The organism is Psychrobacillus antarcticus (assembly GCF_029533155.1).
Classification (GTDB): Bacteria; Bacillota; Bacilli; order Bacillales_A; family Planococcaceae; genus Psychrobacillus; species Psychrobacillus antarcticus.
The window spans coordinates 47,627-61,208 of the sequence record NZ_JAIZDB010000006.1 but is presented as its reverse complement, the minus strand read 5'-3'; the positions used below and the strand labels follow the sequence as shown (position 1 = coordinate 61,208).

Annotated in this window: 13 protein-coding genes; 11 read left to right on the top strand and 2 right to left on the bottom strand. The window is 38.1% G+C overall.

Translation table 11 applies throughout. The annotated features are described in order from the left end of the window. Positions 1-20 precede the first annotated feature (20 nt). The 4 genes from LDK52_RS04380 (at position 21) to LDK52_RS04365 (ending at position 6,778) form a co-directional block, all read left to right on the top strand. The gene (locus LDK52_RS04380) at positions 21-2,378 is read left to right on the top strand and encodes a penicillin acylase family protein (protein ID WP_277584730.1); all 2,358 of its coding nucleotides are present in this window, start codon (positions 21-23) and stop codon (positions 2,376-2,378) included. Positions 2,379-3,179: 801 nt separating this feature from the next. Continuing rightward, entirely contained in the window at positions 3,180-3,554 is a 375-nt protein-coding gene (locus LDK52_RS04375; protein ID WP_277584729.1) for an ArsR/SmtB family transcription factor, read from the top strand. Then, the gene (locus LDK52_RS04370; protein ID WP_277584728.1) at positions 3,538-5,634 is read left to right on the top strand and encodes a heavy metal translocating P-type ATPase; all 2,097 of its coding nucleotides are present in this window, start codon (positions 3,538-3,540) and stop codon (positions 5,632-5,634) included. Before LDK52_RS04375 ends, LDK52_RS04370 begins: the two co-directional genes overlap by 17 nt. Positions 5,635-5,653: 19 nt before the next feature. Further along, positions 5,654-6,778, top strand: coding sequence for a GNAT family N-acetyltransferase (locus tag LDK52_RS04365; protein WP_277584727.1), 1,125 nt, complete (start codon positions 5,654-5,656; stop codon positions 6,776-6,778). 64 nt (positions 6,779-6,842) lie between these two features. Here LDK52_RS04365 and LDK52_RS04360 read toward each other — a convergent pair whose 3' ends face one another. Further along, the gene (locus tag LDK52_RS04360; protein WP_277584726.1) at positions 6,843-6,998 is read right to left on the bottom strand and encodes a lmo0937 family membrane protein; all 156 of its coding nucleotides are present in this window, start codon (positions 6,996-6,998) and stop codon (positions 6,843-6,845) included. 116 nt (positions 6,999-7,114) lie between these two features. Here LDK52_RS04360 and LDK52_RS04355 point away from each other — a divergent pair, with 116 nt between their 5' ends. The 7 genes from LDK52_RS04355 to LDK52_RS04325 all read left to right on the top strand — a co-directional run bounded on the left by LDK52_RS04355 (position 7,115) and on the right by LDK52_RS04325 (position 12,999). Next, the gene (locus LDK52_RS04355; protein WP_320415338.1) at positions 7,115-7,384 is read left to right on the top strand and encodes a late competence development ComFB family protein; all 270 of its coding nucleotides are present in this window, start codon (positions 7,115-7,117) and stop codon (positions 7,382-7,384) included. Between the two features lie 152 nt (positions 7,385-7,536). After that, positions 7,537-7,956 carry a transcriptional regulator MntR gene (gene mntR / locus LDK52_RS04350; RefSeq protein WP_277584724.1) on the top strand — a complete coding sequence of 140 codons (420 nt, stop codon included), beginning with the start codon at positions 7,537-7,539 and terminating at the stop codon, positions 7,954-7,956. A 215-nt stretch (positions 7,957-8,171) separates the two neighbouring features. Beyond that, positions 8,172-9,032: a CvfB family protein gene (locus tag LDK52_RS04345; RefSeq protein WP_277584723.1), complete on the top strand. Its 861-nt coding sequence runs from the start codon at positions 8,172-8,174 to the stop codon at positions 9,030-9,032. 90 nt (positions 9,033-9,122) lie between these two features. Next, entirely contained in the window at positions 9,123-10,037 is a 915-nt protein-coding gene (locus tag LDK52_RS04340) for a DUF1002 domain-containing protein (protein WP_277584722.1), read from the top strand. Positions 10,038-10,922: 885 nt separating this feature from the next. After that, entirely contained in the window at positions 10,923-11,891 is a 969-nt protein-coding gene (locus tag LDK52_RS04335; protein WP_277584721.1) for a ring-cleaving dioxygenase, read from the top strand. Positions 11,892-11,924: 33 nt separating this feature from the next. Continuing rightward, positions 11,925-12,206, top strand: coding sequence for a GNAT family N-acetyltransferase (locus tag LDK52_RS04330; protein ID WP_277584720.1), 282 nt, complete (start codon positions 11,925-11,927; stop codon positions 12,204-12,206). Between the two features lie 325 nt (positions 12,207-12,531). Further along, complete coding sequence (locus LDK52_RS04325; RefSeq protein ID WP_277584719.1) at positions 12,532-12,999, top strand: DUF4064 domain-containing protein; 468 nt, start codon at positions 12,532-12,534, stop codon at positions 12,997-12,999. A 17-nt stretch (positions 13,000-13,016) separates the two neighbouring features. On the opposite strand, the gene LDK52_RS04320 is transcribed toward LDK52_RS04325, so the two are convergent. Next, the gene (locus LDK52_RS04320; protein ID WP_277584718.1) at positions 13,017-13,508 is read right to left on the bottom strand and encodes a GNAT family N-acetyltransferase; all 492 of its coding nucleotides are present in this window, start codon (positions 13,506-13,508) and stop codon (positions 13,017-13,019) included. Positions 13,509-13,582: the final 74 nt, after the last annotated feature.

The following is a 13,582-nucleotide window of genomic DNA, read 5'->3' as shown; positions in this document are numbered from 1 at the left end:
GAGCAAAGGGGGCAAGGATTATGAGAAAAGGGTGGAAAATAACTGCTTGGATTATAGGTACTATTGTTGCACTAGCAGTTATTGGCGTTATTGGATTGAATATGTATTTGTCTAGCACGAAAGCAATTATTGAAGGGGAACTAGCAATGGAGGTATTAGACTCGGATGTAACAGTCGTTCGTGATACAGATGGGGTTCCACATATTACTGCACAATCAGATGCAGACCTTTACCGAGCGCAAGGATTTGTGCAAGCACAGGATAGGCTTTTTCAAATGGATCTTGCTAGAAGGCAGGCTAGTGGTCGTTTGGCAGAAGTTGTAGGAGAAGCTGCTGTTGATACTGATAAATTTTTCTTAACCTTCAGCTTACGTGATGCTGCCGAGAAATCTTATGATGGCTACAGTGAAGAAGCGAAGGAAGTATTAAAGTTTTATGCAGAAGGGGTCAATGATTTCATTGAATTTGCAAAAGAAGAAAATAAGTTTAGCTATGAGTTTAAGTTACTAGGATACGAGCCAGAAGAGTGGACACCAACTGACTCGTTAGCGATTGGGAAGTATATGGCATATGATTTAGGTGGAAACTGGTCAACACTTGCAATAAGACATTGGGCTTTGAGCGAATTGGATGAAGAAAAGGCGAAGGAACTTTTCATCACTTATCCTGAAAATGCCCAATCAATAATAGAGGCAAATATTAGTAATCGAGTAAATGTAAGCGGCTACTTTGATTCGTCCGTGCTACCGAACGAATTTAATGGTAGTAATAACTGGGTTGTGAGTGGGGAAAAGACAGCAAGTGGGCTTCCTTTACTGGCAGATGACCCGCATTTAGGGTTGAGTACACCATCCATTTGGTACCAAATGCATTTAGAATCACCAGAGCAAAATGTAAGTGGAGTTATATTTGCTGGTATACCAGGTATTATTCTTGGTCATAACGAAGAGGTTGCTTGGGGAGTAACGAATGTAGGACCGGATGTACAGGATCTTTATATTGAAACGCCAAATCCAGATGACCGTACACAATTCTTATATGAAGGGGAATGGGAGCAGGCGGAAGTTCGTGATTCACCTATCAAGGTAAAAGGTCAGGATGATATACCCTTTGAAGTAGTAGTGACTAGGCATGGTCCTATTATTTCCGATGTATTATTCAAAGATGAGGAAGCGTCGGCATTATTTTCTATGCAGTGGACTGCATTAGAACCAACACTTGAATTACAAGCAATTTTAAAAATGAATAAATCGTCTGACTGGAAAGAGTTTGAAGTCGCTTTGGAGGATTTCCATGCACCGGCACAAAACTTTGTATTTGCTGCCAAAGACGGGACAATTGCATATAAAGCAAATGGTAAAATACCTTTAAGAAAGACAGGGGATGGTCAATTACCGGTCCCTGGAGACTCGGCAGATTATGACTGGGATGGATTTGTTCCGTATGATGAACTTCCAATTGTTGTGAATCCAGAAGAAGGATTTATAGCAACTGCAAACAATGAAGTTGTGGATGGTTCCTATCCATATCATATTACTGATTTTTGGGCCCAATCATATCGATACGAGAGAATTGCGGAAGTACTTGAGAGTAAATCAGATTTCACAAAAGAAGATATGATGAATTTACAGATGGATCAAACAAATTTATATGCTAAAGAATTCCTGACACAAATGATTGGGTCAGTCGAAAATCTAGATGTTGAAGGTGAATATAAAGAAATTCTAACCTTACTGGAGCAGTGGGATCAAGTTGATGGTAAAGATCAAGCAGCTCCGCTCGTATTTCATAAATGGATGAAAGAACTGCCTCAGACTTTGCTAGAAGAGGAAATGCCTGAGGATGTATATTCGATGTTACCTGGTAAAGGGAATATTACAGACCAATTACTACGAAAAGGCTATAATAACGAGCAAAGTGCTTGGTTAGAGTCCTACGGTGGTGTAGATGAGTGGGTTTATGAATCTTTTGTAGAAGCGACCGAAGAAATATCTGAAGAGTTTGGTTCGAACGAAAAGAAATGGAAGTGGGGAGATTACCACCAGCTAACGTTTGATCATCCGTTAGGAGGGGCTTCTCCAATTTTAGCTTATCTACTAAATCCAGATTCAGTGCCAATCGGAGGATCCAATATAACCGTTCAAGCAGCTGGTTACGGAGAGGATGGAAAAGTGGATCACGGAGCGTCCTGGCGATTTGTTGCAGATTTGGCTAATTTAAATGAGGCCTATCATATCGTAGGACCAGGACAAAGTGGTCATATGAAATCCGAATGGTATCATAGCCAAGTGAAGGATTGGGTAGAAGGAAACTATCACACAACAGTCATAGATGGCAAGATTGAAGAAGGTTATGAATTAATACTAAAAGCAAACTAATAAAAAGCGGCCGAAGATAATAATCTTCGGTTGCTTTTTATTGATAGGAAAATATATGAAAATACAGCATGAACACTGAGTTTACAGAAATTTAAAGATAGATTAATGCTACTGATTTTCGTTCCAGTCGGACGCTTTCCGCGGGCTTGCACTACAATCAATGAAATGAGTAGTGCTCAACTATAAGATTGGGCATAGCTTATCACGTGGATAACAATAATATTGGTTAAAGTGAATAAGTTAATATAGTGATTTATTCAAATTTTAAATTAGAAATTCTATGTTGTAATGAGCATGAAAAAAGCAGGTTCTTTTATTCAAGTGGAAACAAAAGAATTAGTAAGTGTTCAATTTTATAAAGAAGTGAGATTGCGAACGAAATTGCATCTTCGTGAGCTTCTTCTAGGAATAGGGAAGTATCTTTTCTCTAGTTAACCAAAAATGTACTTACCCGTTTCTAAAAGTTGTATAAGGGCGACGGACAGTCAATAGCCATAAGATTACCGAGAAAAAAAGAGGCTAGTCGTGACGTTAGTCACGACCAGCCTCTTTAAAAAATCAAACGATAATCATATATCAAAACACTGTCCAAAGTCCTTAGAAAACGATAGAAACAGGTTTAGACCTTAAAGGATCGGGCGTTTTTATACCCGGTTTTCCCTATTTAAAAAATCATTCGTTACCAAGTAAATAAGAAAGCAAAAAATAAACATTCAAACGCCTATTTGAATAAGTTGCGTTTTAAATACTTTGAACATATAATAAATAACAATCAAACAATGATTTGAATGAGGTGAAAGCATGCAAGCAAAAGATATGTGCGAAGTAACAAAAGTACATGAAGATGTAGTACTTTCCGTAAAGAAGCAAATGCCAGAGCTAACGATGGCTGTTAAAATCTTCAAAGCCCTAGCAGATGAAACGAGATTGAAGATAGCCTATGCACTAACAATAGAGGAAGAGCTTTGCGTTTGTGATGTTGGAGAAATTATAGGTTCCTCTACAGCAACAGCATCCCACCATTTACGATTATTACGAGATTTATCACTAGCCAAATCACGACGAAAAGGAAAATTAGTTTATTATTCTTTAACAGACCATCATGTGAATGCTTTAGTAAAAATTGCATATGAACATGCAATAGAAGAGAGTGAGAAGGATGGAGAAAGCAACTAAGCAAGAATATCGATTAGAAAACCTTTCATGTGCCAACTGTGCCATGAAATTTGAACATAATATTAAAAGTCTTCCCGAGGTAGAGGATGCCACAGTTAATTTTGGTGCATCAAAGGTTTCCGTCATTGGAAAAGCATCGATAGAGGAAATTGAAAAAGCAGGGTCATTCGATGGCATAAAAGTGACAACTGTCAAACATCGTCAACTAGAAAAAGTCCCTTTTTTCAAACGAAAAGAGAATGTCTTGACGGTTATTTCCTTTGTTGTTTTAGTAATAGGGATGATCGCATCATTCACTTACGACGAATCGCATCCACTTGCAATAGGGTTATTCATCGTCTCAATTTTAGTTGGAGGCTTTGACTTATTTAGAGGTGGACTAGTCAATTTATCTCGTTTTTATTTCGACATGAAGACGCTAATGACCATTGCAATTATTGGAGCAGCGATTATTGGGGAATGGCGCGAGGGAGCTGTAGTGGTATTCTTATTCGCTGTCAGTGAGGCATTAGAAGCCTACTCGATGAATAAAGCACGACAATCTATCAGTCAATTAATGGACATTGCACCACCTACCGCAACTATCCGTAAAAATGGAAAGTTAGTGGAGGTTGATACAGACTTTATACAAATAAATGATGTACTAATTGTAAAACCAGGACAAAAAATTGCGATGGATGGAATTGTATTAAAAGGTGCTTCTGCTGTAAATCAGGCATCCATTACTGGTGAGTCGGTGCCGGTCATGAAGTCGATAGATGACGAAGTATTTGCTGGTACGTTAAACGAAGAAGGGTCACTTGAAGTGAAAGTGACGAAACGAGTGGAAGATACTACAATAGCTAAAATTATCCATCTTGTAGAAGAAGCGCAAGCAGAGAAAGCACCGTCTCAAAAATTTGTAGATAAGTTTGCGAAGTATTATACACCTGCGATTATAATAATTGCGATATTAGTGGCTATAGTTCCTCCGCTGTTCGGAGCTGATTGGCAAACATGGGTTTACCAAGGGCTTGCGGTTTTAGTAGTAGGCTGTCCATGTGCGTTAGTAGTATCCACTCCCGTTGCCATTGTTACAGCAATCGGAAATGCAGCGAAGCATGGGGTATTGATCAAAGGTGGCATCCACTTAGAAGAAATTGGTCGAATTCAAGCGATTGCCTTTGATAAAACCGGTACACTTACAAAAGGATATCCAGAGGTTACACATGTAGAAGCCGATGTCCCAAAAGAGTTTATGCAAAATGTAATGTCTATCGAAACTTATTCTCATCATCCGCTGGCGCAGGCAATTGTAAAATATGGCGCAAAAGAGCATATTCATCCTTTAGAAATCGAACAATTCCAATCTCTCACCGGTAAAGGGGCAGAGGGTGTAATTGACGGAACGAAATGGTCAGTTGGAAGTGTCGGTTGGATTACCACGATAAGCACTGTTACAATAGAAGTCATTACTAAAATCGAAGGACTTCAATCGGAAGGAAATACAGTCATGCTTGCTTCGGCAAATGGTGTATATCAAGGGTTTATAGCAGTAGCAGATCCAATACGCCCATCAAGTAAAATGGTGCTAGAAAAACTGAAAAAGGCAGGCATACGGCATACAGTTATGCTAACAGGAGATGACCAACGTACAGCAAATGCCATCGCAGCGAAGTTAGGAATGACGGATGTAGAGGCGGGGTTAATGCCAGAACAAAAACTTTCTGCTATAAAAGCCTTAAAAGAAAAGTACGGAATGGTTGCAATGGTTGGGGATGGTGTCAATGATTCTCCAGCATTAGCAGCAGCAACTGTTGGTATTGCAATGGGCGGAGTAGGAACAGATGCCGCGCTTGAAACAGCGGACGTGGCTTTAATGGGTGATGACTTAGAAAAATTGCCTTACACAATCCGTTTAAGCCGAAAAGCATTGCATATTATTAAAGAAAATATTATGTTTGCTTTAGGATTAAAAATAATTGCACTGCTTCTCATTATTCCAGGATGGTTAACGTTATGGATTGCCATCTTTGCGGATATGGGGGCTACATTATTAGTAGTATTGAATTCATTACGACTTTTAAAGATAAATAAATAGCATGCACGGAGGCGGGAATATGAAGCTTACGGAATGGACGATGGAAGAACAAGAGCAGCTGATTCACTTCATGACGACAAATAGTTGGCCGTATCATGGAAACTCACACCCGGCAAGGGAGCTAATAGAGAAAACGATTGAAGAGGGTGGGTATCAATCGGATGAAGTCAAAACCTTTTGGATTGAAAATGAAGGAAATGAAAAAGTTGGTTTCGTTAAAATTTATGACTTACAAGATGAGATTCCTCTTTTTGACTTGCGAATTGCAGATCATGCCAGAGGTAGCGGCTATGGACCCGAAGCATTAAAGCGTATAGCGGAGTATGTATTCCAACTTCCAGAAGCGAAAATACGTTTAGAAGGTCATACAAGACAGGATAACTTTGCGATGCGAAAAACATTTGAACGAGCTGGATTTGTAAAGGAAGCCCAGCTGAGACAAGCTTGGTTTTCACCTAAAGAGGATTCCTATTATGATGCTGTAACATATGGCCTAACGAGAGAGGATTTCTTAAAGGGTACTGCCACCCCAGTAAAATGGGATGAAGATTTTCAAAAACCTTCCCCTGTTAAAAAAGAACTTCCTTTTCCGGAAGAGTTTTACACAGAGCATTTGTTAATACGTGCACCTAAAGTAGAAGATGCCGAGGAAATTTGGAAAGCGGTAATTAATTCGGATACAGCTCTAAAAGAATGGATGCCATGGGCTCAAAAAAAGCAGTCATTGGAGCAGATAACTACTAACATTCGCCAAGCCGTTGCAGATTTTATAACCCGAAAGGATTTACGACTTCAGCTGTATTTAAGAGACACGGGTGAATTTGTAGGTGCATCAGGATTACATCGAATTAATTGGGATGTTCGTAAATTTGAAATAGGGTATTGGATTGATAGCAAGTTTGAAGGAAAAGGTTTAATGACGGAAGCCTGTGATCGAATTACTCAATTTGCATTTGAGGAATTGCAGGCCAATCGAGTAGAAATTCGTTGTGATAGCGAAAATGTCCGAAGTCGCTCTGTTGCAGAAAGAGCAGGATATATATTAGAAGGAATCCTACAAAAAGATTCTTTATCTGCAGATGGGAAAAAGCTTAGGGATACTTGTATATATGCCAAAGTTAGGCAATCTCAAGAATCCATTTAAAAGCTTTAAGTGATAGATAAATGCGAAATTTAAAAAGGTGTTGCCAATTTGGCAACACCATTTCTTACATTGATCGTTTTCCGCTAATCAATTGAACTACAAAAATAATACCTGCAATAATTAATAGTGTGTGAATAAGTCCTCCGCCTATTTGAAATACTAAGCCAAGTAACCAAAGTACGATTAATACTACGATAATTCCCCATAAAATTCTACCCATGGTCTATCAACCTCTCTTTATTTTATTTACCAAGTCATCTTGATATTAAATTTTACCCATTTGGGTATAGTATTAAACATGCTTACATTTTAATGTGCATGAAAGGAGTTTTGTCATTGCTTACGAATGTGATGCAAGAAATAGTTCATAGCCTGGTCAGAGTAATGATGAGAGGATCCGAATATCAAACCTTTTGCAAATGCGACAGATGCGAACGAGATATTATCGCATTGAGTTTAAATACATTACCTGCTCATTACGTTACAACAGAAAAAGGAAGAACCGCCGTTTTTGAGCGATTAAATACTGCTGAAAACTTAGAATGGATCAACAAAAGAATTATCCACTCCATTTATGTTGTTGGAAAATATCCTCATCGTCACTAAAAACCTTGTCTTTATTAGATAAGGTTTTTCTATGTAATAGAAATGAAAATTAGATGTTTTTCTTTTGAAATATATAGTAAAAAATATCTAGAATTGTGATAGGGTCTTGCTTGTAGTAAAATGTATAGAGTAGTGATGAAAGGAAGATATATATGCCAACACCAAGCATGGAAGACCATATCGAACAAATTTATTTGTTAATCGAGCACAAGGGATATGCTCGTGTGTCTGATATTGCAGAAGCTTTGTCTGTATTACCATCTTCCGTAACAAAAATGGTTCAAAAACTAGATAAAGATGGCTTCTTAATATATGAAAAGTATCGGGGACTAACACTTACCGCAAAAGGGATGAAACTTGGCAAGAAATTAGTGAAAAGACATGAACTTTTAGAAGATTTCTTACGGATCATTGGTGTAAAGGAAGAGAATATTTACAATGATGTAGAAGGGATTGAGCATCATTTAAGTTGGAACTCCATCAATCGTATTGCAGGTTTAGTATTATTTCTAGAGGAGAACCCAGCATTACAGTCAAAGCTTTTAGAATTACAGGACCCAGATAGTGAGTAATCACTATTAAAGTTTTGAAATGACAAACGCATAACATACATACAACCCTTGTGCAGGATAGTGGGTTGAGTTTTGGGCAATTATTGCTTATGATTCGTATGAATCGATTATAGGGAATTAGCACAAACTGTGACGCTTTATGATTACATTATATAAATTTAAAAAAACAGGTTAAGATATTAGTACTATATTTGGTCAGAAGGAGAGCGGTAATTTTGATAGGAACAGCATCAGGAGAAATAGTAAAGTTACAAGTGAAAGAGCAAGACGGATCGAAATGGATTTTAACATATGATGGAATGGACATACCTTTAAATGCATCTGAGGCACCAGAGGACTTAGAGGTTGGTGGTGCAATTGAAGCATTTTTGTTTGTGGACAGACGAGGTAATTTATCTGCCACAACGCAGCTTCCATTCATTCAAAAAGGCACATATGGTTGGGCTCGTGTTATTAAAGTAGCAGATAGAGAAGGAGTTCTTGTCGATATTGGTACGTCTAAGGAAGTTCAGGTAAAAGAGGACGATCTACCGAAGATCAAAGAATTATGGCCAGCTGTTGGTGATCATTTGTATATGACTCTTCGTACAGACAAAGATGGTGAGCTATTCGGTCGTTTAGCTACCGAGGACCGAGTAGAAGAGCTATATATAGACGCTCCAACGACATTATTCAATCAGAATCTTCAAGCTCGTGCATATCGTTTGCTTCCTGTAGGGACTTTTTTGTTAAGTGTTCCAGAAAACTATCGTATTTTTGTGCATGAGTCAGAACGATTAAATGAACCGAGACTAGGGGAAGATTTGACTGTACGGATTATTGACGTGAAAGAGGATGGATCTCTGAATGGTTCACTATTACCACGCATTCATGAACGTTTGGAGGACGATGCGGAATCCATATTCCGTTATCTAAATGACGTCGGAGGTAAAATGCCATTTACAGACAAGTCAACTCCAGATGAAATCCAAGAAATGTTCAGTATGAGTAAGGCAGCCTTCAAACGCGCCCTAGGTAAACTGATGAAAGATAAAAAAATTGTCCAAGAAGATGGCTGGACACAATTGAAAATGTAAATTACATGGAGTAAAAAGAATCGATTAGTCGGAACTTTTTGCTCTTGTTTTCGTATTATTGAGGAAATGGAAAGGAAAGGGGTAAATAGAATGAAGAAAATATTATTACCATTCATGACAGTAATGTTATTGCTTGGCATGGTCATTGCACCTACTTATTCATTTGCAGATTCAAATAGTTCCACTGACGAGGTCGTAAACGAAAAATTTGGTGCTCCTATCGTGGTGTATGGTGGAAACCTGACTGCTGAACAAAAAGATAGCGTAAAGAAAAGCTTGAAAATAACGGATACATCAGATGTTCAGGAAATCGAAGTAACTGGGGCAGATTTAGCAACCTATTTACAGGACGGAGATGCATCTGCAAGAATGTTCTCTTCCGCTAAGATTACGCGAAAAGATGCTGGTAAAGGTCTTGTGATAAGCATTGTTACACAAGATAATATTACAGAAGTAACGTCCGAAATGTATGCAAATGCAATGCTAACGGCAGGGATTCAGGATGCAGTAGTAGAAATTGCTGCACCCAAGCCTGTAACTGGCCATTCAGCTCTAGTAGGAATTTACAAAGCGTATGAGATTACTGGTGAAAAACTAGACCCAGAGCGCACAGACGTAGCAAATGACGAACTTTCTATTGCCACTAATTTAGCACAAGAAGCGGGTATTGATGAAGCAAAAGTAAGTGAATTATTAACGGAAATTAAAAAGCAAATTGCTGAACAAAATCCAGTTTCTCGTGAAGAAGTGGAGAAAATTGTTTCTGAGCAATTAGCCAATCTAAAAATTGAGCTTTCGGAAAAAGATCGTCAACTATTAATCGATTTAATGGACCGCATTCGTCAATTAGATATAGACTTCAGTCAGTGGTCGGATCAACTGAATGATTTAAGTAAAACAATTGAAGATAAAATTGGTAAAATAGTTGACAATGAAGGATTTTGGGCAAGTGTCAAAAATTTCTTTAATAATCTAATCGATTCCATTCGTTCTATTTTCAACTAATACGTGAACCCTCCTTCTTCATAAGATAGGAGGGTTTTGTTTTGTTCAAGATTAAGTATATAAAAATGTTCTATGAACACTGGGTTCATAGGACTTGAAGAAATGAAGAACACTGCTGATTTCCGTTTCAGGTGGACGCTTTCCGCGGGCACGGCTTCAATCTCCCTCGGGCCAACAGGATGTTGGTCACGAAGGCGTTGCGATCGCGTGGTGGCGCTCTTAGCCTTTGTCCCTTTCCAAAGTTCCTGCGGGGCTTTCAGCTCGTGCTTATACCGTTGGAGTCGCCACCTTTCACTCCAATTCATATAGTGTGTAGTACTCTACTCAACAATCAGGTCATAGCCTCGCGCGTAGAAGATAAGTGTAGTCAAAGTCAAAAGAGGGATAAAACCGTCTATCAGATTAGGGATACTATTTTATAATGAAAGAAGAAGTAGATCTTCTTTTTTGAGTCATTTTCATGATTAGTTATTTGAAGATAATGCACCTATACTTATGTGGTTTTATATCCAAGTACCGATATATATAAAAAGTGAATCTAGTTGATTGGATCGCAGAGCGGCGACTCCAGTGGGAACAGCAAATGTTTTCTGCACCGAAAGCGAAGCGACAGGTGCACCGAGCTGAAGACCCTGGACTGAGCGTAAGCGAGGGAAGCGGCTGAAGCCGTGTCCACGGAAAGCGTCCGCTCGGAGCGGAAATCAACGTCATATCTACGTTTCTGTTTATTAGAGGATCCAACATCTTTTTGTTCGGTGGGTAATGTGGTTTTCGGGAGGTAATTTCTTAAAGCCTTGTGCTCTTTATTTGCACAAAATACAAGAACTTGTTATTATTGAATGAATATATCTCAACTTCAAGATAAAATAATGAGGAGGAAGACAAATGAAATTAGCGGGAATCCATCACGTCTCAGCAATTACTGCAAATGCGGATAAAAATCATGACTTTTATACAAGAATATTAGGAATGCGATTAGTAAAAAAAAGTGTAAATCAGGATAATCCGTCATCCTATCATTTATTTTACGCTGATGCAGTAGGCACACCGGGAACGGACATGACATACTTTGACATACCACAAGCAGGAAGAACATATCCTGGGGTATCAAGTATCAGTAATACAGGGTTCCGTGTAAAAAGCGAGGAAGCCTTACAATTTTGGAAAAATAGATTTGAGAAGTTGGATATACCACATGATTCCATTAAAGAGCGGTTTGGTCGCAATACGCTTTACTTTGAAGACTTTGAAGGGGCACGACATATGCTAGTAGTGGACGATGGAACTGGAATTCCGTATGGAGAAGCGTGGGTTAAAGAGGGAATTTCAGCTAACAATGCGATTGTTGGCCTAGGTCCAGTGAAGCTTACTGTTCGAAAATCAGCACCTACTGAAAAGGTATTAACAGAAATACTTGGGTTTAACTTAGCAGGTTCTTACCCATCTGATGTCAACGAAATGCCAGCTATCCAAGTTTATACGACGGGAAAAGGCGGGCCTGCTGGAGAAGTTCATCTAGAGACACGTACAGATTTACCAATAGAGCGACCTGGACGCGGTAGTGTGCACCATGTTGCATTCCGAGTTCCTACAATGGAAGATTATCCAAAGTGGGAGGAGCGTTTACGAGAAAAAGGCTTCACTACATCTGGTTTAGTGGACAGATACTATTTCAAGGCTATCTATTTCAGAGAGCCAAATGGTATTTTATTTGAACTTTCAACTGATGAACCTGGATTTGATACGGATGAACCAATGGAGACTTTGGGAGAAAGATTAGCGCTACCACCTTTTTTAGAAACAAGAAGAGCAGAAATCGAAGCTCAGTTGCGTCCGTTGTCAATAAACAAATAAATATGCTAAAATTCAGAAAAGGAGTGGTTATCGATGGAATTTCAATTTAAAGAATTAGGCAACGATGTATTTGCGTATCAATATATACAAGAGGGAGAAAGACTTGGAGAGATTACTTGGACGTTACTTGGGGATATAATGGTGATGGATCATACATTTGTCTCTGATAAATTGAGAGGCCAGGGAGTTGCCAAGAAATTATTGGATAGCGCTGCAACTTATGCGCGAGAGCAGGAGTTAAAAATGGAGCCGGTTTGCTCGTATGTAGTGGCAGCCTTCTCAAAATCTGACGAATATGATGATATAAAAGCATAATACAAAAAGCAATCCGTTTCTATCTAAGAGAAAAGGATTGCTTTTTTATTGTGAACTTATTAAATTTGTGTAAAAAACACTAAAATTCCTGTTAATACTGATGCACCTGCTAACATATAAAAGAAATCTGATTGGTTAAAAATGATCTTTTTCTCCATGAAACTCATCCTCTCTGTTCTCGTTGATAGTTTAATGTTACCCCAGTCCATTAATTTTTAAACAGGTTTAAACTATTTTTAGGAAGGGGACATTAAAATTATACGAAACTTTTTTGATTAACTTTCGTAGAGTAAAAGGAACATATAAAATTAAGGGAGTGAATTCTATGTCACGTACAGGAGAAATTGTATTAGGTGTAATTAGTGCAATTATGACTTTACTAAGCATTATTTTAATAACCATTTTAGTGGTAAGTGGAAGCAGCGTACTGAAAGATGAGGCATTCAAAACCCAATTCCAGGACATGATTGCCAATGACCCAGCATTGACTGAGGCGGACTTACAAGTTCATGACGGTGATATGGATATAATTATTGATGCATTGAACATATTTGGTTGGGTGTTTATTATTATTCTTGTTATTAGTTTGATCTTGAATATCATTGGGATTGTTTCTATTTCCAAAAACAAAAACCCGAAATTAGCCGGAATTATGTTTATCATTGCTGGTCTATTTGCAGGTATAATATCGCTAACGTCAATTCTGTTGTACTCCGCAGCAATTATGTGCTTTGTACGGAAACCACCAGTTGAATTTCAAGAGGAATTCTACGCTACAGAAAAGACACTTTAGTTAACAAAAACACCGACCTAAATGGCCGGTGTTTTCAATAGATAAACATATTTAGCGGTAGTTAGTGGGTGTCCTTCAAAGTATTCATCAAATTCTTCTAAGCACTCGAAGCCGAATTTTTCATAAAAATGACGAGCATTATCATTTTTGCTTTCAACGTAAACAAATAATTGTTGACCAGATGGCATTTCGTTTAGCCCAGCTAATAAAAGTTTTTTTCCAAATCCAGTCTGTTTGTATTCAGGTAATATATAGATTGCAGTTAGTTCAGCATCTCCATCTTCGTCCACATATGTAAAATTGGCAAAACCAATTGGCTTACCTTCACATTCAGCAACTAAGAAAATAGTTTTTTCTATTCTTTTGACAATCATCATAGGGGAATAAGCCTTTTCTAAGAAAAGCGTTTGTATGTCAATAGGTATTATATTTTTATATGTATCGTTCCAACTGACCTTTGCGATCTGTTGAATTATCGAAATATCATCTAACGTAGTCGCCCTAATCATTTGAAATCACCTCTAAATTCTTTTTGTAATCATAACAAAAATAATGAGAATCTTCTACAATTACGCAGAATTAA